Origin of the sequence: Sinosporangium siamense (assembly GCF_016863435.1) — a bacterium.
In the GTDB taxonomy this organism is placed as follows: Bacteria; Actinomycetota; Actinomycetes; order Streptosporangiales; family Streptosporangiaceae; genus Sinosporangium; species Sinosporangium siamense.
This window is the reverse complement of record NZ_BOOW01000032.1, coordinates 1-19614: the sequence shown is the minus strand read 5'-3', so window position 1 is coordinate 19614 and position 19614 is coordinate 1. Positions and strand designations below refer to the sequence as shown.

Below are 19614 nucleotides of genomic sequence, written 5' to 3'. Positions count from 1 at the left end.
TCGCCGACGACGAGGCGCCGCCTTGGCGAAAACGCCGAACTTCGGCCGCCGCCTTTTGTGGCGCCGCTGCTAATCGATGCCCGCGGCGTCGTTGAGCCGCAACTGGAGCGCGAGCACCAGACGCGTGTCCGGGTCGTCGAGGTCGATCATCTCGCCGATCCGCCGCAGCCGGTAGCGCAGCGTATTGGGGTGCAGCGACAGGCTTTCTGCCGCCCTCGGCACGTCGAAGTGGAGCGCGATCCAGACCCGCAGGCTGCGGATGTAGTCGGTGCCGTGCTTCAGGTCGTGCTCGGCGATAAGGCGCAGCGGCTCGCCGTACATCGACTGTTTGCCGCGCACGGCGGCGTCGACGTCCATGAGGAACATCGTGGCCGACAATTCCTCGTGCCCGGCGACCCGTGCTGTGGCGAAGGGGCCGCAGAGGGTGCGCAGCGCCTCCTCCGCCTGCCGCGCCGCCGTAGGGAGCAGCGCGACCGAGGAGACGGTACGGCTGACGCCGGCCCGCCAATGCCCGCCCAGCCGGTCGGCGGCCCGGTCGAGCGTGTCGGCCGTGACTCGGCGCAGCAGCGGGAGGGCGGCGTCGGCGGCCACGATCGCATAAGCGTGCCCGTCGACCGCGCCCGCCGCCGCGCGGATGCGGTAGGAGGTGTACGCCGTGCGCAGCAGGTCGCCGGTGTGGGTGGCGGCGAAGGTGTCCGCCGGGCGCCTGTGGGACCCCACGGTGACGACCGACAGCGGTTCGTCGGGCAGCAGCCCGAAGGAGGTGGCGAGCTCCCTGATCGGGCCGATGCCGCGCAGCAGCCTGCCGACGCATTCGTCGCGGTGGCGGCGGGCCTCGTCGGCGGCAAGGTTGATCTTCGCGAGGTGCGGCGCGGCGGCGCGGGCGGCCTCGGCGAGGATCTCCGCGGCGTCCGGGGCGAGCGGGGTCTCCGCCTGCACGGCCCAGATGGTGCCGAGGGCCTCGTTGTGCGCGCGGACGGCGATGGCGAGGCGGGGGAAGAACTCGATCGGCTGATAACTCCACACCGCGCCGTCGGCGCGGAGCACCGCGGTGTACTCCTCGGTGTTGGTGGGATGCTCGGGCACCCGGCGGCCGAGGATGCCCTCGCGGCGCAGTTCGTCGATCTGCTGGCCCTCGACGGTCGAGTAGGCCAGCACCCGCATCGCGAGATCCTCGATGGCGACGGCCCCGCCGACGCGGATCGCCACCTGGTTGGCCAGCGCGAACAGGTCGGCGGCCGGGGAGGCGCTGAGGTCCTCGGCGGGGGCGACGAGGGCCAGCAGGGCGTCGACGAGGGTGTAGAGCTGGCCCCACGACATGTCGGGGGTGGCGGCCAGCAGCGCGGTGCCCGCGGCGCGGGCGGCCTCCGCCAGGGCGTCGGTGTCGCAGGCGCCGGGTTTGACCACGACCACCGCGACACCGGCCTCACCGGCCCGGGCCAGCAGCTCGGCCGACGGACGGCCGGCGACCAGCAGCACCGCGTCGCCGAGGTTCTTGGCGGTGTCCTCGGGGTCGTAGATCACGGGCGCGCCCACCGGTGTCTCCCTGCCGCGCGGCAGGGAGAGCACCCGCACCACGTCGGGCCCGAGGCTGTCGATCAGCACGCCGAGGGTGACACGCCCGCGCACGGTCATGACACCCTCACAGGGTGCGCGGCTGAGCGGCGCGGCTGGTCGTCCATATCGGTAAGGCTCTCTACTCTGGCACTTCGCCCACTAGACACTGAAGTATTACAAACCAGTACGAAATGCTGTAGCGCTCGCTTGATCAGGGGGTCGGGGGCACAGAGGCCACCAGTCTCCTCGTGTAGTCGTGCCGCGGCCGGTCGAGCAGTCCCGCCGTCTCCCCCGACTCCACCACCGCCCCCTTGAAGAGCACCACCATGCGTTCGGCGATCTGCCTGACCACCGCGAGATCGTGGGTGATGAACAGCAGGCTCGTGCCGAGATCCCGGCTCACCCCGCGCAGCAGTTCCAGCACGTGCGCCTGCACCGACACGTCCAGCGACGCCACCGGCTCGTCGCAGATCAGCAACGCGGGGCGTACGGCGAGAGCCCGCGCGATGGCCACCCGCTGCCGTTCGCCGCCCGAGAGCGCACGGGGCTTCCGGACGGCATACGCCGCGGGCAGACCTACCAGGTCAAGCAGGTCGGCGACGGACAACCGCCCCTCGGCCGGGCCCTGCGCCGCCGCCTCGGCCAGGGTGGAACCGACGGTCAGCGCGGGGTTGAGCGAGGTCGAGGGGTCCTGGAAGACGCACTGCACCAGGCGGTGCGCCCGGGCGGCGCGGGTGCGCCTCCCGCGCGGGGTGATGTCCTCCCCGGCGAGCTCGATACGGCCGCCGTCGGGAGTGACCAGGCCGAGGACGCAGCGGGACAGGGTGGTCTTGCCGGACCCGGACTCCCCGACGACGCCCACGCTCTCCCCCGCCCGCACCTCAAGGGCGACACCGCCGAGCGCGACGTGCGTGCCATACGCCTTGCGCAGGTCCTCGATCCGGAGGAGAGGCTCACCGGGCTCTGCCGTAAAAAACGGCCTTGAGGTCTGTACGGCGGGAGCCGGCTCGGGGGCGTGATCGTTCCTTGGCCGCACCTCGTGCAGGCAGGCGGTGTGCCGGCCCGCGCCGAGCTCGCGCAGGACCGGCCTGGCCTTGGTGCACTCGGCGGTGGCCTGGCCGCAGCGAGCGGCGAAGGCGCACACCTCGGTCACCTCCGCCGCCGGCGGCACGTTGCCGGGGATGCCGGTGAGCACGGGCAGGGTCCGCGTCACCGACGGCAGCGCGGCGAGCAACCCCGAGGTGTAGGGGTGGGCGGGTTCCTTGGCCACGTGCGCGCCGGGGCCGCGTTCGACGATGCGGCCGGCGTACATGACCGAGACGCGGTCGCAGAGTTCGAACGCCACTCGCAGGTCGTGCGTGATCAGCACGACCCCCATGCCGCGTGCCTCCTGGAGTTTGCGCAGCAGCATGAGGATCTCGTGCTGCGTGGTGGCGTCGAGGGCGGTGGTGGGTTCGTCGGCGATCAGCAGTTCGGGGTCGCCGGCCAGGGCCGCCGCCATGGCGACGCGCTGCCGCATGCCGCCGGAGAGCTGGAACGGGTAGCGGTCGGCTACGGCGGGGTCGTCGATGCCGACTTCGGCGAGGCGGCGCACGACCTCCTCCCGCAGGGTGCCGCCGCGGGGGCGCTTCGGCAGGGACTCGGCGATGTGCAGGCCCGCGGTGCGCAGGGGGTTGAGCATCGTGAAGGGGTCCTGCATGAGCAGCGAGATCCGGTTGCCGCGCACCGAGCGCAGCACACGCTCCCGCGCACCGATCAACTGCATGCCGGCACCGTCGCCCAGGAGGACGGAGCCGGTGGCCGTCAGCCCTTTGGGGAGGAGTCCGGCGACGGCACGGGCGGTGAGCGACTTGCCGCTGCCGGACTCGCCGACGAGCCCCAGGGTCTCCCCCGCCGCGACGGTCAGGTCGACGTCGTCGACGAGCAGGTGCCGGCCGGTGATGGTCAGGCCGGTCACGGTGAGGAGGGTCACCTCGCGCCTCCCTCGGACATGGTTTCGAACAGCCGGTCGCCCAGCAGCGTCGCCGCCGAGGCGACCACGGTGATGAGGGCCGCGGGCGCGATGGAGGCCAGCGGGTTGAGGTCGAGCAGCCCGCGGTTCTCCTCGATCATCAGCCCCCAGTCGGGGGTGCCGGCGGGCAGGCCGATGCCGAGGAAGGACAACCCGGCCAGGGAGACCAGGGCGGCCACGAAGCTGAGCAGGGCGCTCGCGACGACGGTCGGGGCGAGGTTCGGCAGCAGGTGGCGGAACATGATGCGCGAGGGGCGCAGTCCCAGCGTGTAAGCCGCCTCGGCGTAAGCCATCTGGCGCTGCGCCAGGGTGAGGCTGCGCACGACGCGGATGTCGCCGGGCGTGAACAACACGGCCATGGCCAGCACGGCCCAGCCGTACCCCCCGCCGATCACGCCGACGAGCACGATCAGCACGAGCATGCCGGGCATCGCGATGGCGAGGTCGGCGACGCGCATCATGAGCGAGTCGACCCAGCCGCCGCGATATCCCGCGTAAAGCCCGAGAGCGGTGCTGAGCAGAGTGGTGCCGACGGCGACCAGAACCGGCCAGAACAGCGCGCTTCCGGCGCCGGCCAGCAGCCGGGACAACACGTCCCGGCCGAGTTCGTCGGTGCCGAGCCAGTGGTCGGCGCTCGGTCCGACGGCACCGAGCACGAGGTTCTGTGCGGCGGGATCGTGGGGCGCGACGGCGTCGCCGACCAGTGCGGCGAGGCCGGCGAGCGCCAGGACGGTGATCAGTACGGCTCTCATGCGGCCTCCATCGCGCCGTATCTCACCCGCGGGTCGACCGCCAGGTAGGCCAGGTCGATCAGCAGGTTCACCACGACCACGATCGCGCCGCTGAGCAGGACGAGCATCTGCACGATGGGGATGTCCTTCTGCCCGACGGCGCCGACGAGCAGCGAGCCGAGGCCGTGCAGCCCGAACGCCTGCTCGACGAAGAGCGCCCCGGTGAGGTTCGCGGCGAGGATGAGCCCGCCCACGGTCAGCACGGGCAGCGCGGCGTTGCGCAGCGCGTAAGCGATCCAGACGGTCGGCCGGGCCAGCCCCCTGGCCTTGGCGAACGTCATGAAGTCCTGCTGGTCGAGGTCGAGCGCGGCGGCCCGCATCTGCCGCACCACGATCGCCGTCTGCGCGCTCGCGAGCGCGACGGCGGGCAGCGTCAGATGCACGATGCGTTCCATCGGCGTCTCGCCGACGCCGAAGACGGGGAACCAGCCGAGGGCGACGGCGAAGCCGTACAACAGCAGGATGCTCAGCGCGAACGACGGGATCGCGAGCGCGATCAGGGACGTGGCCGTGATGCCCTGGTCGAGCGTGCCGCCCCGCCGGATCGCGGCGATCAGTCCGAGCGGCACCCCCACCACCACGGTGATGACCACGGCATAAGCCGCGAGGCCGGCGGTGATCGGCAGTCGTTCGGCGATGATGTTGACGACGGGCTCGCGATAGGCGATCGACGTGCCGAAGTCACCGCTCAGCACGTCGCCCAGCCACCTGGCATATCTCACCGGGAACGGATCGTCCAGGTGATACTCGGCGCGGATGGCGGCCCTGGTCTCCGGAGTGGAGGGGCGTCCGCCGAGCAGCACCTGCTCCGGCCCGCCCGGCGAGGCGGCGAGCAGGCCGAAGGTGAGCACCGAGAGCACGCCGAGCAACAGCACCGCGGCCAGCAGGCGCCGGCCGAGGAAGGCGAGGATCGCCACCGTCAACTCCCGGCGGGCCGGACGGCGGCGAAGATGTTCTCCGTCCAGGTGTGGACTTCGGCGGTGAACTTCTCGTTCAGCGCGAAGCCATTGTTGGTCGCATAAAGCGGGATGTAGGGCACCTGCTCGGCGAGGTCGTTGAGCATGTCGGTGACGTGCTTCCTCTTCTCCTCGTCGGTGGCCGAGGCGGCGAGATCCTCCAACTTGGCGTCGAGCTCGGGGGAGCTGTAGCCGGAGAAGTTGAAGCCCTGCGGCTTGGCGGCGACGCTGCCCACCATGTCCGGCAGGAGCTCACCCGGGTCCGGGGTGCCGTAGGCGAGTTCGTGGAACTGCACGGTGAGCCCGTCGTGTTCCATCATCTTGTTCATGTACTTGTCGGCGGGCATGGGCTCCAGCGTGAGCTTGATGCCGATCTTCGCCAGGTCGGCGGCGACGGCCTGCATCACGGTGCCGCTGTCGCCGGTCGACCCGTAGGCGACCTTCATCTCGAAGCCGCCTGCGTGCGCGGACTTGGCCAGCTCGGCCTTGGCCGCGGCGATGTCGTACGGATATTCCTTGAAGGCCGGTACGGCGGTGCCGTACACCGCGCTGACCTGCGGTGGCGGCATCACCACGGCGGCGGGCTGCCCGTTGCCCTGGGTCATCAGGTCCGCGATGGCCTTGCGGTTGACGGCGTGGGCGATGGCCCGCCGCACGTGCACGTCCTTCAGCGGGCCGTTGCCGACGGCCAGGGACAGGTAGGCGATGTTGTTGCCGGGGAAGAACGTCGGCTTCACCCCCGCCATGCCCTTCCACTTGCGGGCCTCGCGCGGGCTGACATCGCGCGTGGCGTCCATCTCGCCGGACTGGAGGGCGAGGCGCAGCGTCTCCGGGTCGCTGATGTTCTTGATCTCGACCTTGCTCAGTGCGGGCTTCTCACCCCAGTGGTGGGGGTTCCGGGAGAGTTCGATGCCGGAGGTGATGGAGAACTTGTCCACCTTGAAGGCGCCGGTGCCGATCGTGCCGACCTCGGGACTGCCGAGGTCCTTGGGGTGGGCTTCGGCGAGTTTGCGCGGTGTGACCTGCCAGGCGATGGCGGCCAGCGCGAGGAACGCCGAGTTCGGCTTCTTCATCGTGACCTTGACCTGGTCGGCGCCGACCGGCTCGACGGACTTCACCGAGGTGAAGTAGGCCGCCGCCTGCGAGGCCACGACCGGGTCGAGGTGCCTGGCCAGCGAGAAGGCCGCGTCGTCGGCGGTCAGCGGGGTGCCGTCGCTGAACTTCACCCCCTGGCGCAGCTTGAACAGGTAGGTCTTGGGGTCGGGCCGCGTCCACGACTCGGCCAGGCGAGGCGCCGGCGCACCCTGTTTGTCCAAGGCCACCATGGTGTCGAGCACCGCGGCCTGGATCAGCGTGGAGGCACCGTTGAACCCGTGGGCGATGTCGAGGTTGTTGGCTGAGCCCTCCGATGCCCAGCGCAGCGTGTCGCGGGCGGTGCCGCCGGCCGAGCCCTTCTGCGTTGTGGATCCGGCGCAGGCCGCTACGGGCAGGAGGAGCAGGGCGGCCAAGGCGGCCCTGAGGGTGGACGAAGTCACAAGACCACCTCGGGGAGGGAGCGGGAATAGTCGGACGCTAGAAGCCGTACGGCCCGCGTTCACTGACCTCGCAGCCAAAACCCGAGGTCCCTGCCTAGTCCTCCGGCACAATCGCCGATCACAGCGGTTCCGCCGTACGGACTCTCCCCTGGCTCTCGTTAAGTGCACTCCCCCATATGCGGCAGAATCACGAGATGGTTATCTCGCGGCCCTCGGACAGTGGTCCGGTGCTCAACGTCGCGGACGCAGCGATCGTTCGTGACGGCCGGCATCTGCTTCAATCGATCTCCCTGATCGTCGAGCGGGGCGAACACTGGGCGTTGATCGGCCCCAACGGCGCGGGCAAGACCACGCTGCTCAGCCTGCTCGGGGCCGTCACCCACCCCACCCGGGGCACCGTCGAGGTGCTGGGGCGGCGGCTGGGCCGCGTCGACGTGCGCGAACTGCGCAGCTACCTTGGCCACATCAACCCCCGCCATCCCCTCGAATCGCCTCTGCAGGTGCGCGATGTCGTGCTCACCGGGCTGACCAACACCACCGAAATGGTTCCCCGCTGGGCCCCCACCCCCGAGCAGGAGGAACGGGCGGATCGCCTCATCGACCTGCTCGGCATGAAGGCCAGGCGGGAGGCACGCTGGCCCACCCTCTCCCAGGGGGAACGCGGCCGCGCCCTTATCGCGCGGGCTCTCATGCCTGAGCCCCGGCTCCTGCTTCTCGACGAACCGGCCACAGGACTCGACCTGGCCGCCCGTGAAATCCTCCTCACCAGCCTCGACACCCTGCGCGGCGAACACCCGTCGCTCGCGACTGTGCTGGTGACCCACCACCTGGAGGAGCTGCCGGCCAGCACCACGCACGCCCTCCTTCTCCGCGACGGGCACAACCTCTATTCCGGGCCGGTGGACGACGTGCTGACGACGGACCGGGTGAGTGAGTGTTTCGACCACCCGGTGCGTATCGCCCGCCGGAACGGGCGGTGGTCGGCCCACGCTTGAGGCGCCGCAGGACGCTAGGTCACCGGGCTCCGCGATAGTCAGCGTCATTGCGACATCTGCCGTATGGGCGGCAGCGGAGGCGTTCCCCACCTAGGTCATCCTGAGCGAGCCACTCCGGCATAGGCGGTAATCTCCTTGCGAAACACCCCCGCGATCCGGCACAACTATCTCAGTTCAGCCTAGAGCCGCTCGCGACGCCGCCGGGCTGCCACTATTTATTACTTTTAAGCACTCTCGTTCTACCGGATAGCGACATCTCGGCTTCGGCGGCCCGGGCGCATGTGCGCGTGTGCTGCCGAGAACCGCGTATCCGAATGTGGATGAGGTTGACCTGCTGGTCAGCGAGCTTGTTTAATCACAGCCCGGATTATCTCCTTCCCAGTGGCTGCATCGATGACGCCGAGGTAGTCATCTGTGCCGTTCCGATTGCGGGAGCACGTGATGTAGGGCACGGTGATGCGGGACATGCGCACAGGCGCGGACCATGATTGCCGTATCTACGCCGTTGCCCGGCTTCAGACCTGGAAGTCGGCGTGACAGAGGCAATCGGATCGCAAGGGGACCACCGTGAAAAAGCTCATTGCAATGATGTGGCGGCTCATTCGAGGGCCGATTCAGTGGCGGGTGCTGTGGATCTCGCACGCGAAGTTCATGGTGGGGGTTACCGGGATCGTGCGGGATGAGGAAGGGCGAGTGCTCCTCCTTCGGCATCGTCTGTGGCCGGAGGACCGGCCGTGGGGGCTCCCGACTGGATACGCGATAAAGGGCGAGAGGTTCGAGGACACTATCGTTCGCGAAGTGCATGAAGAGACCGGCCTGAACGTCAAGGTAGGCGACCTTGCAAATCTCAAAAGCGGCTACAAGCTGCGCTTGGAGGTGGCCTATGAGGCCACGTTCATCGGCGGCACGGTCAAAACGGATTCTTTTGAAATCCTGGAGGCTAGGTGGTTCGCACCAAGCGACCTTCCCGAAGGTGTACAGGAGTCGCATCGACTTTTGATCCTCGGCAAGAGCGATTAGTCACCCTGCCGGGTGCCCTGGCACTGCTCGCCCCAAACGAGCATGTGAGGGGCAGCGCGACAGAACAGGCAGCCGTTTATGAGCGGCTCGCGAGTCTGCGTGCCACAGCGGCTCTAGACAGAACCCATCCCGAACTCACCGTGTCACTCCTGCCGTGGGTGCTGAGCTTGGATGCTTCGGAGCGACTGCCCGAGATCGTCGCCTGCGGCGTCGATCTCTTAGCGGGCCGCTACGCGGCTCTTGGACTCGGCGATGTGCTGCCCACCGATCGCGTCTGGGTCGGGGTGCGGTCGTCGTCGGAGGGGTGGGGCGGCTTCCACTATCCCAATCAGGGTGACCGTCACCTGCAAATGGGCGCGATCATCACTCGATATGGTGACCTCAGCGCCGATTCGGCGACCTCGCCGGATCTGGTCGCACTCGATCTTTTTCGCTCCTACGCGCATGACTGCCTGCACTACGGCACTTACCGGCAATATCGGTTGTGGGGTACGAAGATCGTTCGGAGCCGATACGGAATCAACGCTCGTACCCTGGACGGCCGCACCTACTCGGCTCCCGATGCGGATGGCACACGTTCTACCCGCAACCTTGGGATTGTCATGGAAGGTGCAACAGATCGGGAGGCCAAGCGCATAACCCGTCAAGCAGCTAAGCGGGGTGGCATCGTCGCACCGAAAGATGGGCCGGATTTGTACGCCTTCCGGGATGCGACCGACCGTCTGTCCTTTTCTGACCTCACAACCCTGCACGACCCCAAAGTCCGGTCCAGACTCGCGCAGGGCACTGTGGCGGACGCGTACTTGGCAAGCATGGGGTCATACGCACGCGACGTAGGCAGCCGGTACACCGCGTTTCTCCGCGAGATCGGAAGAGGTGCGGCTGAAGACCTGCATACCCTTATCGTCCGAGCCATGGTCAGCGGTTCGCTCGCGAGCCTTTCCGGCTGGCTCGATCAGCGGCACGGAACAGGGGCTTTCACGGCAATGTTCCGCGCGGCGTCCTATCGGGGAGAAGAACCGGGAAACTCGGTGAACATTTGAAGCTGAGTTCCTTTGCGAACGGACACAGACTGATCGTGATGGGCGGCCGGTCCTCGCGGACCACCGGGAACTGAGCGCCATGGCCCCCTGCGGCAGCCTCAAGCCGCTGGTCAGCGAACGCCTCTGCTTCGACGACGTCGCCAAGGCCGTCGTGCGTGTGGCCGCCGACGACAGTGTCGGCAGGCTGGTCTTCATGCCTGACACGTTTGGGGTACGGCAGGCCGCGTACAACACGGCCTGCCGTACGACAGGTCTTCAGAAGTCTCCGGCGGCGGCCAGGAAATGAGGCGCCTCGGTGCTGGCGAGATCGGTGGTCTCGTCCGGATCCCAGGCGATTGTGCGCACCAGACCCGGCGGATGCAGCGTCAACCCGTCGAGCAGCACGGCGATCTCCTCCTGGCTGCGGACCCAGATGGGTGCGACCAGGGCTTCGTATGCGGCTTTGCCCGCGGCGACCATTTGGGGATCTCTCCCGGTGCTGGTGACGTGGGTGAACAACACCATGCTTCCTGGGCTGAGACGCCGCATGAGGTATGGCACGACCTTGGCGGCCTCATGATCGTCGATAAAGTGGATCACCGCGCCGAGCACGACCACCACCGGCTTGCCCAGGTCGAGCAGGTTCTGGCCTTCGATGTCGTTGAAGATGCCTTCCAGATCGCGGACGTCGCCCTCCAGGGTCGACACCCCGTCCCGGTCCAGCACCCGTAAGTGGGCAAGGACCACCGGATTCACATCCACCGAGACCCAGCGCCGCTCCGGGCGGATGTCCGCGGCGACCTCCATCAGATTGGGCAACTCCGGCAAGCGAGCGTCGTAGGTGGCCGGGGTGCCCGCCCCGATGTCCACGAACTGCGTGTGGCCCCGGCGGACGGCGAAGCGGGTCATCCGTACGAGAACCGCTTTGTTCTCCTGCATCACCTGGTCGGCGCCGGGGATCTTCCGCATCAACTCAGCCGCCGCATGTCGATCCGCCGGCAACGCATCCCTTTTTCCCCACTGCTGGAGCGCCCGATATGTGCGGGCTATGTCTGGTTTGGTGGGATCGAACTCGCTACCTGAGGGAGGAGTGGGAGGGGTGCCGGTCATGGGGGCCTCCGTTCTGGGGGCGGTGGGAGGTCATCGGCGGCGCTTTCACATGGGGTGGCGTGAAGCAGTGAGGACTTTGTGGGCCGGGGCTGCCGAGTGGGTAACCGACAGGTTACAGGTGGCAATAGGGTTGTGTGATCTATGCTGATTCTAAAAATCGGACTTAGCAGTCGGTTGGGGAAGAATTCCCGGCGTTCTTGCGAGCTTGGAATCGCATCACATTTGCGCGGTCACCTTGGGTGAGGTTTTGAAACTTGTGTCCGCAGGATGGGGAGCCTCCCCTCTGACCTGGCACGGCGAGCGCGGATCGGGGAGGGCTCGGACTTTCCTGAAAGCCGGCATGCATATCGGGCGGCATATGTCGTACAACATTCAACTTCTCGACACCTTCACATTCGGAGCCCGCCTCGATCGAACCAGTGTTCAATAGAGCCAGGCCTATTAAGACCACCTGATGCGTGACGAAAAAACCGCGAGCTTACGAATATTCACCCACCTCACGGATACCCTTCCGCATCCGGCCCTCCCGCCCCGGAGTGGCGGTAGGCACCATCAGACCGACAAATGTGATGATGTACCCATGAGGCCGAGCACGGTCAGCCCCGTCTTCGCCGGCCGCGACGCCGAGCTCACCGCACTCCTCGCCGCTTTCGCCCGCATCCACGACAACAGCCCTGAGCTGGTGCTTCTCGGAGGAGAGGCCGGGGTGGGCAAGTCCCGCCTCATCGAGGAGTTCGCCACCCGGATACACGACGACAATCCCGGCGGCGCCGTACTCATCCTGAAAGGCGCCTGTCTGGAGCTCGGCTCGACCGGTCTGCCGTACGCGCCTTTCACGGCCGCGCTGCGGGAACATTTCCGCGACTACCCCCGCGAGCACCTCACCGATCTCCTCCCGCCGCACGCCACACACGATCTCGCCAGGATCCTCCCCGAACTCGGAGAAGAGCCGGAGACGCGTGATTCGGACACCGCCCGCGCCCGGCTGTTCGAGCACCTGCTGGCCCTGCTGGAGCGCATCGCGGCCCGGCAACCCCTCGTCCTGGTCATCGAGGACGCCCACTGGGCCGACCACTCCACCCGCGACCTGCTGAGCTTCCTCACCCGCAACCTGCGGCGGGTGCCCGTGATGCTCGTGGTGACCTACCGCTCGGACGAACTCCACCGCACCCATCCCATGCGCCGCATCCTCGCCGCGCTCACCCGGATCGCGACGGCGGGCCGCATCGAGTTGTCCCGGCTCACGCCCGCCGAGGTGCACACGCAACTCTCCGGCATACTCGGCCGTTCCCCGGACCCGGCGGTCACCGCGCTCGTGCACAGCCGCAGCGCCGGCATCCCGCTGTTCGTGGAGGCCATGGTCGGCCCCGACGGCACCCCGCCGCCCGACCTGCCGGCCTCCCTGCGCGACCTGCTGCTCGCCAACCTCGACCGGTTGCCCGAGGTCACCCGGCGAACCCTCCGCACGGCGGCGGTCGCCGGCGACCGCGTCGGCCACACCCTGCTCGCGGCGGTCACGGGACTCCGCGACCCGGAGCTGTCGGAGGTCGTACGGCAGGCCGTGGCCACCCATGTCCTCGTGCCCGACGGCGACGGCTACGCGTTCCGCCACGCCCTCATCCGCGAAGCCGTCCGCCACGACCTGCTCCCGGCGGAACTCCGCGCCCTCCACCGAACCTACGCCGAACACCTGGAAAGCGACTCCCGCCTCAGCACCGGCCCCCGGCCCATGGCCGAACTCGCCACCCACTGGTCACGCGCCCACGGCGACGAGCGCGCCCTGCCCGCCGCCTGGGCGGCGGCGAGCGAGGCGGCTGCCGCCGCGGCGTACGGCGAGAGCCTGCACATGCTGGAAATGGTGCTTGACCTGTGGCACCGTGTGCCGGACGCCGCCGAGCGGACCGGTGTCGACCGCACGGCGGTGCTCGAACTCGCCGTGGAGAGCGCGTTCGCCTGCGGGGAGCTGGACACCGGGCTGGCGCACATCGAGGAGGCTCTCGCCATACTCGACGGGGAGTCCGAGCCGGAGCGGCGAGCGCTCGCGCTGATAAGCCGCGCCCGCCTGCGCACGATGCGAGGTGTGCCCGGCATGCTCGACGACATCGTGGCGGCGGAGAAACTCGTGCCGTCACCCGGCCCCGTGCGCGCGTCGATTCTCGCGCGGCTCGGCGGCGAACTCCTGATGACGGGCGACAAAGAAGCCGCCCAGCGGATGATCGGGGAGGCCGCCGGGCTGGCCAGGGAATATGGCGACCGGTCCGCGGAATCCGACGTCTTCACCGCCATCGCCATCCGGGAAACCCTGCGGGGAAACCACGTGGCCGCTCTACGCGCCAACCGGGAATCGCGCTTGATGGCCGAGCGAGGCCGTTCGGCAGAGCGGATTCTGCGGACGTATATCAACCACGCCGGCGATCTCTCTTTGCAGGCGAGGTATGAGGAGTCGATGGAACACTCCCGTGAGGGGCTCGCCCTCGCCGTCCGGCTCGGCCATCTGCACACCTCCGCTCTGGTCATCGCCGTCAACCTGGCCGAGGCCCATCTCGCGCTGGGGCGGTGGGACGAGGTCCCGGCGATCGCCGAACGGTATTTCCACCCTGGCCACCGCTCCCCTTACCGCGGCGAAATGCTGCTCATCCTCGCCGACATCGCCGTGCGGCGCGGTGAACACGACCGGGCCACTGCGCTTATGGACGAGGTCACCGATCTGCTGGCCACCGTACGGCTGGACCGGTTCGGCCGGATCAGCCTCGCCCGCGTGACGGTCGACCGGCATCTCGCTGCGGGCGATCATTCCGCCGCTCTCACCGCCGCGCATGACGCGCTCAACGCCTTCCGCCCACTGGCCAATCCTCTGCACCTGTGGCCTCTCCTCTATTCGGGAATGCGGGCGTGCGCACACGCCGCGGTGGCGAGTGCCCCCGCCCCGCAGGTCCTCGCCCTGCACGCCGACCTCATGGCGACCGCCGGGAACCTGCCCGCCGCCGGCCCCTTCCAACTGGCCAGGAGCGCCACCGTCACCGCTCTCGCCGGCCCTGCGGACCTCCCGGTCTGGGAGCGGGCCGTCACCGCCTGGGAAGAGGCCCGCGAACCTCACCACTTGGCCGATACCCTCACCCGTTTCGCCACTCATCTCCTCGCAACGGGCGACCGCGTCCGAGCCGCCGCGTGTCTGCGCCGTGCCGCCGACATCGCGGCCACCCTGCGTGCCGGCCCGCTGCACACCACGATCGACGAGTTGAGCACGCACGCCCACGCCCTGACCGGCCGCGAAAGGGAGGTTCTCCGCCTCGTGGCGAACGGCATGAGCAACCGTGCCATCGCCGCGGAACTCTTCATCTCCGCGAAGACGGTGAGCGTGCACGTCTCCAACATCCTTGCCAAACTTCATGCCTCGTCCCGAGGCGAGGCCGCCGCCGTCGCCCGCAGGTCGGGGCTCTTGCACTAGCGAGGATCCGGGTGCGCTCATATGGTCCTTTGGGGGACATACTGCTGGGCGCTCGCTGGGGGAGCCGTGTTGCTGGGGGCATCCGGATGTTCAAGAGACTGCTGACGACGGCGAAGCGGCCTCTCGTGCAGGACACCGCGCTGGCGTTGGTGATGCTCTGGACCGAATTGGGGGGCCTCCAGGCTGTCAACGTGCCGGCGTCCGTCGCGCTGGTCGCGCTGCTCTCGTCGGCGATGCTGCCGCTGCGGCGGCGGCATCCGGTCGTGGTGCTTGTGGTGATCGGCGTGTTCGACACGGCAGGCATGGCCATGGAGCACTCGGACACCGCCGTGGGCCCGTTGTTCGTCGCCCTCTACAGCGTCGGCCGCTATACGTCGACCCTTACCTCGGTCGTGATGACCGTGCTCTCGATCGTGATAGGCCTGAGCACGCATGCGGCCACGTTCGGTGACCCCGGGCAGGCTGCGATGGTGATCACCGCGCTCAATCTGGCACTGGCGGTGGCCACCGGGCACATCATCAGTCTGCGGCGGGAGCTGACGACCCGGCGTGAGCAGCAGATCGCCGACGAAGGCTTTGCCGTACACGCCCATATTCCGCTGCTGGAGAAGACGTGATCGAAGTTCTACTGGTGGACGACCACGTGCTGGTCCGCGCGGGCCTGCGCATGCTGCTCGACACCGAGCCGGGCCTGACCGCCGTCGGGGAGGCGGCAGACGGTGAGGACGCCGTACGGCAGAGCCACGCATTGCGCCCCCACGTCGTGCTGATGGACCTGCACATGCCCGGCGTGGACGGCGTCGAGGCCACCAAACGGATCACCGCCGAACTGCCGGACACGAAAGTGCTGGTGTTGAGCACCTTCGACCTGGAGGAATATGTGGTGTCCGCGCTCCGGGCCGGAGCCTCGGGCTTCCTGCCGAAGGACGCCTCACCCGAGGAACTGGTCGAAGGCATCAAGATCGTCCACCGGGGGGAGGCGGTAGTAGCCCCTCGGCTGCTGGTCGGGCTCATCGGCACGTTTGTGCGGCCCGCACGCCCGGAGCCGCCCATTAAGCTGCCCGGCACGCTGCCGGCGCTCAGCGACCGCGAGCGGACGGTGCTCACCTTGATCGCCCGTGGCCTGTCCAATCAGCAGATCGCCGACGAGGTCGGACTTTCCCTGTCGACGGTGAAGAACCGGGTGAGCGACATCTTCGCCAAACTGGGGGTGCGTGACCGCGCCCAGGCCGTGATCACCGCTTATGAGGTGGGCCTGGTGACACCGGGGGAACACCGGCCCCACACCTCCTGAGGCAAAAGAAGATGTAGCCGGGCTTGGAGGGGTGCTCATCGTTTTCCCGCAGCAGCGGCGTAGCGTCGAATTTTAAGTTCTCCGGCCTGTTCGCCGCTGTTTTCGGCGAGCGCCGCTTTCGGCGAGCACTGTTTTGGGCGAGCACTGTTTTGGGCGAGCACTGTCTTCGGCGAGCACTGGTTCGGCGAGCACTGGTTCGGCGAGTCTTCGGGGAGGAGCGATGACCGCGACCGCGACGATCGAAACCATCTGGTGTCTCCGCCAGGGCACCGGTGCCGACTCGGATGTCAATCAGGCCCTCTGCGACATCATCCCCGCGTTCTTTCTCGAGGAGATCGGCGAGCGGTCCCTGGCGGACTTCGTGAAGGGGTTGCCCGGTGTCGCCAGAGCGATGGACAGCGCCCACGACGATCCCGACGATCTCTATCTCACCGCCGACACCTCCGGGAAGCTCGACCACTCGATCTGGCCCCCCGGGTATACCACCGTGGACATGCGGGCCGACCAGTCCGTCGCACCGGGACTGTGCATCCCCGTCTCCCACACGCAAAACCTCTCGCTGTGGGACCACGACATCGGCTCCGGCGACGACCACCTCGGCTCCATCACCATTTTCGAAGCCGAAAGAGGCGGGGGTGAGCTGGTCAAACTCGCCAAGTCGGATGACGAGAGCTCCTACTACTACATCAAATACCGGGTCGATTGACCGTGCCATGCCCATTGACGAGTGCGAGGTTCGCGGGTGTCGACCGGTTGGAACGCTGCCTGGCGGGCGACGCGGACGCGCGGCTGACGCCGGGCGTCGCCGGTGAATTCGTGGCCCTGGTGCAGCAGGCGCTGATCGACCTCGGTGAGCCGCTGTCGGCCGGCGGCGCAGACGGCCGATACGGGCGGGAGACGACGGCGGCGGTCCTCGGCTACAAAACCCGGCGCGACATCAAAGGGCCGGACGGTTCCGTGGACGGTGTCGTCGGCTCCCGCACTATGGCTGCTCTCGACGAGGAATGCACGGCCAGGGACCAGATTCCCGGACCGTGTCCACCCGCCGCCAACGGCCCGAGCGTCGATTTGCGCGGCACCGACGAACGCCTGGTCAACATGGTGCTCGCGCACACGATGGCGGCGACCGTCGTCGGCGCCGACGGCTCCGGCGGCACACGGCTCATCACCTCGGGCGTGCCGATTCCGGAAACGCTGGCCCGCAACCTGGTCGACGCCGCCACCCATCTGCTTCACGGCCGCGGCGTGCGGTCCACTCCGCGCCTGGCCGCGGCACTCGGCGAACTGGCTGTCATCCACGCCGACGCCGGCCAGACGGAACTCGCCCACGCCTTGGCCGACGGTGCCTTGTGGCCGTCGGCGATTCACCCCGGCACGGCGCTGGCCCACCTGCTGACCAGGGCGTTGACCGAGGTGGCGCCCAGTGCCTCCACGTCGGTGCGCGATTTGAGCAAGACATCGGCGCTGGCGGAGGCGGCCGACCACGCGCTTTCCGGGCGCATCACGTTGACCCCCTCTCCCATGGCACGCATCCCCGATCCGAAGGGCATGTTCGCCGTTCCGGCCACCGTGGCGGGGGTGACGTTCAAGGCCACGGCGTTCGGCGACAAGCGGCTGCCCTCCTATCGCCCGGTCGCCACGCCGCTTGAACACCTGGACATTCGACATGTCGTCGGTCTGGTGCGCTTCGCCGTACACCTCTCGACGAAGTGGGGGGTGACCGAGGTGCACCATGCGGGGATCAGCGGTGACAGGCGGAGGGCCGATTGCCACGGCAACGGCCGCGCCACCGATTTCGTCGGCGCCGTCGGCCGGAATCCGGCTGACGGCCTGCCGTTCCATCTCACGGTGTTCAACGACTGGAAGAACCGCAGCGTCCCCGACTTGCACGATCCCAGCACGGCACGCCGCCCCGACTGGCCACCCGGGTCGGGGAAAATCAGATATCGCCTGGCGGACCTTCCCGGCGTCGATCCGCTGGCCCGCGATTTCTTCGCCGACCTCTACGCCTGGGTGGCCGGCGAATATCAGGACATCACCGATGGCCCCGGCCAGGTGGGTCTGTCCAGCGCCATCGGCGAAAGCAGCCGCATCATGACGCCGGACCACCCCGACTCCCAGCCCGGCAGCCCCAACGGCCGCGAGGCCCACCATTCCCACATGCATTGGCAGGTCGGCCCCACCGGCCCCCAGGCCCTGTGACCGGCATTCGGAGTTTGACCCGATCGGCTGTTCGGCAGACAGGCCGCCTGGCAAATGCGCAGCTGTACGGCAGAGCCGTGTATGCACGGTGGCCTGGCTGTACGGCACAGCCGTGTAATGCACGGTGACGACACCGTGGCCTGGCTGTACGGCAGAGCCGTACAACGGCGGACCCCGCGTGTGTGCTTCACCCTATGCCTGCGAGGTGGGTTTCGGGTCGGCGAAGGCCGGGGGGCGCTTCTCCTTCCGGGCCGCGATGGCCTCGGCCAGGTCGGGGTTGCCGAAGGAGGCGTTCATGCGGCTGATCGCGTCGTCCAACGCCGCCTCGAAGGGCCTTTCCAGGTCGGCGTAGACCTGCTCTTTGATGACGGCGAGCGACGAGGGTGCGCAGTTCGCGACGAGGTCGGCGGTGTAATCGAGGGCGTCGGACAACACCTCGCCAGGTTCGGAGACGCGGTGCACAAGGCCGATGCGCAACGCCTCCTCCGCCTCGATCGTGCGGCCGGAGAGCAACAGCTCCATGGCGCGTGCCCCTCCGATCAGGCGGGGCAGGAGCCACGAGAGGCCATATTCCGCGACGAGCCCGAGCCGGGGAAAGACGGTCGACATGGTCGCGCCTTTGGCGGCGAAGCGAATGTCGCTTCCCATCATGTAGGCGAATCCGATGCCCGCGACCGGTCCGTTCACCGCGGCGACGACCGGTTTGCTCAACCGCAGCGCGTGGTGTGGCATCTCCTCCCTCGGCACCATGAACGACCGCATCTCATCGGGTGTCCCGTTGAACACAGCCATGTCCGCACCCGAGCAGAACCCCCGGCCGGCACCGGTCACCACGATGCCGCGCACCCGGGGATCTGCGTCGGCGGCGCGCAGGGCTTTCGCGTATCCGTGCGCCATGGGTCTGTTGACGGCGTTGAGCACACGTGGGCGGTTGAGCGTGATCACCGCGACCGACCGCTCGACTCTCACCAGAACCGGCTCTTCAGGACTTGCCGGAGTCGCGTCGCCCATGTGGGTCCTTCCAGTGCCGTCGTCGGAGCACATGACGCTCACGACATTACGCGCAACACACGGTCCCAGCTGAGGTAGATCTTGTGCTTAAAATTCGCTCGATCGGCGAGTTCACGGCTGATTTTTCGAGCTATAGACATTCCAGGAATGGGTGCGGGAGAGAGAATTCCGGCGACAACGAGGGGAACCCCCAAACCTGACCCGTCCTTGACCTCCCACCGGACCGACATGGGGAATCCCATGTCCATGAGGATGTTTACGATCACCCTGCTGGCCTGCGCCGCACTGACCGCGGCATCCCCGGTCTCGGCGTCGGACGAGACCCCGCCGGGCAAGGGGGCGGGGACGGTGCTCCAACTGTCCATCACCGTGCAGACCTTGAACGCCCCCAGCATCCCCGGACCCGCGCCGAGAGGCGTCACGCTCACCTGCGACCCCGACGCGGGCACCCATCCGACCGCCAAATCCGCCTGCGATCTGCTCCGCAGCGTGAACGGCAACGCGGCGGCCCTCAACGTCGATCCCAACGCTATGTGCACCACCGAATACATCCCCAACACCGCGCGTCTGACGGGCCAATGGCGCGGCAGGCCGGTGTCCTACGAGAAGATCTTCGGCAACCGCTGCGAAATGATCAAGACCCTTGGAGCGGTCTTCGCCTT

17 protein-coding genes are annotated in these 19614 nt (G+C 68.2%); 10 read left to right on the top strand and 7 right to left on the bottom strand.

Annotated elements, in window-relative coordinates; all coding sequences use genetic code 11:
* Positions 1–69 precede the first annotated feature (69 nt).
* The 5 genes from Ssi02_RS25210 to Ssi02_RS25190 all read right to left on the bottom strand — a co-directional run bounded on the left by Ssi02_RS25210 (position 70) and on the right by Ssi02_RS25190 (position 6850).
* Positions 70–1635 carry a PucR family transcriptional regulator gene (locus Ssi02_RS25210; RefSeq protein ID WP_204029933.1) on the bottom strand — a complete coding sequence of 522 codons (1566 nt, stop codon included), beginning with the start codon at positions 1633–1635 and terminating at the stop codon, positions 70–72.
* Between the two features lie 133 nt (positions 1636–1768).
* Complete coding sequence (locus tag Ssi02_RS25205) at positions 1769–3529, bottom strand: dipeptide ABC transporter ATP-binding protein (protein WP_204029931.1); 1761 nt, start codon at positions 3527–3529, stop codon at positions 1769–1771.
* On the bottom strand, positions 3526–4320 hold the full coding sequence (locus tag Ssi02_RS25200) for an ABC transporter permease (RefSeq protein ID WP_204029929.1): 795 nt from the start codon (positions 4318–4320) through the stop codon (positions 3526–3528). The genes Ssi02_RS25205 and Ssi02_RS25200 overlap by 4 nt, the downstream gene beginning before the upstream one ends.
* On the bottom strand, positions 4317–5276 hold the full coding sequence (locus Ssi02_RS25195; protein ID WP_239129629.1) for an ABC transporter permease: 960 nt from the start codon (positions 5274–5276) through the stop codon (positions 4317–4319). The genes Ssi02_RS25200 and Ssi02_RS25195 overlap by 4 nt, the downstream gene beginning before the upstream one ends.
* Before the next feature lie 2 nt (positions 5277–5278).
* Complete coding sequence (locus Ssi02_RS25190) at positions 5279–6850, bottom strand: ABC transporter substrate-binding protein (protein ID WP_204029927.1); 1572 nt, start codon at positions 6848–6850, stop codon at positions 5279–5281.
* A 194-nt stretch (positions 6851–7044) separates the two neighbouring features.
* On the opposite strand from Ssi02_RS25190, the gene Ssi02_RS25185 reads away from it, so the two are divergent.
* The 4 genes from Ssi02_RS25185 to Ssi02_RS25170 all read left to right on the top strand — a co-directional run bounded on the left by Ssi02_RS25185 (position 7045) and on the right by Ssi02_RS25170 (position 10194).
* Positions 7045–7845: an ABC transporter ATP-binding protein gene (locus tag Ssi02_RS25185; RefSeq protein ID WP_204029925.1), complete on the top strand. Its 801-nt coding sequence runs from the start codon at positions 7045–7047 to the stop codon at positions 7843–7845.
* A gap of 567 nt (positions 7846–8412) precedes the next feature.
* Positions 8413–8865: an NUDIX domain-containing protein gene (locus Ssi02_RS25180; RefSeq protein WP_204029923.1), complete on the top strand. Its 453-nt coding sequence runs from the start codon at positions 8413–8415 to the stop codon at positions 8863–8865.
* A 167-nt stretch (positions 8866–9032) separates the two neighbouring features.
* Positions 9033–9908, top strand: a complete 876-nt coding sequence (locus tag Ssi02_RS25175; protein ID WP_204029921.1) for a hypothetical protein — start codon at positions 9033–9035, stop codon at positions 9906–9908.
* A 79-nt stretch (positions 9909–9987) separates the two neighbouring features.
* Positions 9988–10194, top strand: coding sequence for a hypothetical protein (locus Ssi02_RS25170; protein WP_204029920.1), 207 nt, complete (start codon positions 9988–9990; stop codon positions 10192–10194).
* On the opposite strand, the gene Ssi02_RS25165 is transcribed toward Ssi02_RS25170, so the two are convergent.
* Positions 10164–10997, bottom strand: coding sequence for an SAM-dependent methyltransferase (locus Ssi02_RS25165; protein WP_204029918.1), 834 nt, complete (start codon positions 10995–10997; stop codon positions 10164–10166). The two genes, Ssi02_RS25170 and Ssi02_RS25165, sit on opposite strands and share 31 nt — an antisense overlap.
* A 580-nt stretch (positions 10998–11577) precedes the next feature.
* Here Ssi02_RS25165 and Ssi02_RS39425 point away from each other — a divergent pair.
* The 5 genes from Ssi02_RS39425 to Ssi02_RS25140 all read left to right on the top strand — a co-directional run bounded on the left by Ssi02_RS39425 (position 11578) and on the right by Ssi02_RS25140 (position 17941).
* Entirely contained in the window at positions 11578–14445 is a 2868-nt protein-coding gene (locus Ssi02_RS39425; protein ID WP_204029916.1) for a helix-turn-helix transcriptional regulator, read from the top strand.
* Between the two features lie 86 nt (positions 14446–14531).
* Complete coding sequence (locus Ssi02_RS25155) at positions 14532–15062, top strand: hypothetical protein (RefSeq protein ID WP_204029914.1); 531 nt, start codon at positions 14532–14534, stop codon at positions 15060–15062.
* A complete protein-coding gene (locus tag Ssi02_RS25150) occupies positions 15059–15739 on the top strand; it encodes a response regulator (protein ID WP_204029911.1) in 681 nt (226 codons plus the stop codon). The genes Ssi02_RS25155 and Ssi02_RS25150 overlap by 4 nt, the downstream gene beginning before the upstream one ends.
* Positions 15740–15959: 220 nt before the next feature.
* Positions 15960–16445, top strand: coding sequence for a hypothetical protein (locus Ssi02_RS25145; RefSeq protein ID WP_204029909.1), 486 nt, complete (start codon positions 15960–15962; stop codon positions 16443–16445).
* A gap of 14 nt (positions 16446–16459) precedes the next feature.
* Positions 16460–17941 (top strand): peptidoglycan-binding domain-containing protein, encoded by a 1482-nt coding sequence (locus Ssi02_RS25140; RefSeq protein ID WP_204029907.1) that lies wholly within the window; start codon positions 16460–16462, stop codon positions 17939–17941.
* Between the two features lie 192 nt (positions 17942–18133).
* Here the strand turns inward: Ssi02_RS25140 and Ssi02_RS25135 are convergent, their stop codons facing one another.
* Positions 18134–18952 carry an enoyl-CoA hydratase-related protein gene (locus Ssi02_RS25135; RefSeq protein WP_204029905.1) on the bottom strand — a complete coding sequence of 273 codons (819 nt, stop codon included), beginning with the start codon at positions 18950–18952 and terminating at the stop codon, positions 18134–18136.
* 240 nt (positions 18953–19192) lie between these two features.
* Between Ssi02_RS25135 and Ssi02_RS25130 the strand changes: the two genes are divergently transcribed.
* Positions 19193–19614 (top strand): SSI family serine proteinase inhibitor (locus tag Ssi02_RS25130; RefSeq protein ID WP_204029902.1); only part of this gene is annotated, 422 nt, incomplete at its 3' end.

Excerpts from the sequence above, each read along its gene's own strand:
- Ssi02_RS25145 (WP_204029909.1), top strand. The coding sequence starts at position 15,960 with ATGACCGCGACCGCGACGATCGAAACCATCTGGTGTCTCCGCCAGGGC.
- Ssi02_RS25210 (WP_204029933.1), bottom strand. The coding sequence starts at position 1,635 with ATGACCGTGCGCGGGCGTGTCACCCTCGGCGTGCTGATCGACAGCCTC.
- Ssi02_RS25135 (WP_204029905.1), bottom strand. The coding sequence starts at position 18,952 with ATGGGCGACGCGACTCCGGCAAGTCCTGAAGAGCCGGTTCTGGTGAGA.
- Ssi02_RS25155 (WP_204029914.1), top strand. The coding sequence starts at position 14,532 with ATGTTCAAGAGACTGCTGACGACGGCGAAGCGGCCTCTCGTGCAGGAC.
- Ssi02_RS25200 (WP_204029929.1), bottom strand. The coding sequence starts at position 4,320 with ATGAGAGCCGTACTGATCACCGTCCTGGCGCTCGCCGGCCTCGCCGCA.
- Ssi02_RS25170 (WP_204029920.1), top strand. The coding sequence starts at position 9,988 with ATGGCCCCCTGCGGCAGCCTCAAGCCGCTGGTCAGCGAACGCCTCTGC.
- Ssi02_RS25165 (WP_204029918.1), bottom strand. The coding sequence starts at position 10,997 with ATGACCGGCACCCCTCCCACTCCTCCCTCAGGTAGCGAGTTCGATCCC.
- Ssi02_RS25185 (WP_204029925.1), top strand. The coding sequence starts at position 7,045 with ATGGTTATCTCGCGGCCCTCGGACAGTGGTCCGGTGCTCAACGTCGCG.
- Ssi02_RS39425 (WP_204029916.1), top strand. The coding sequence starts at position 11,578 with ATGAGGCCGAGCACGGTCAGCCCCGTCTTCGCCGGCCGCGACGCCGAG.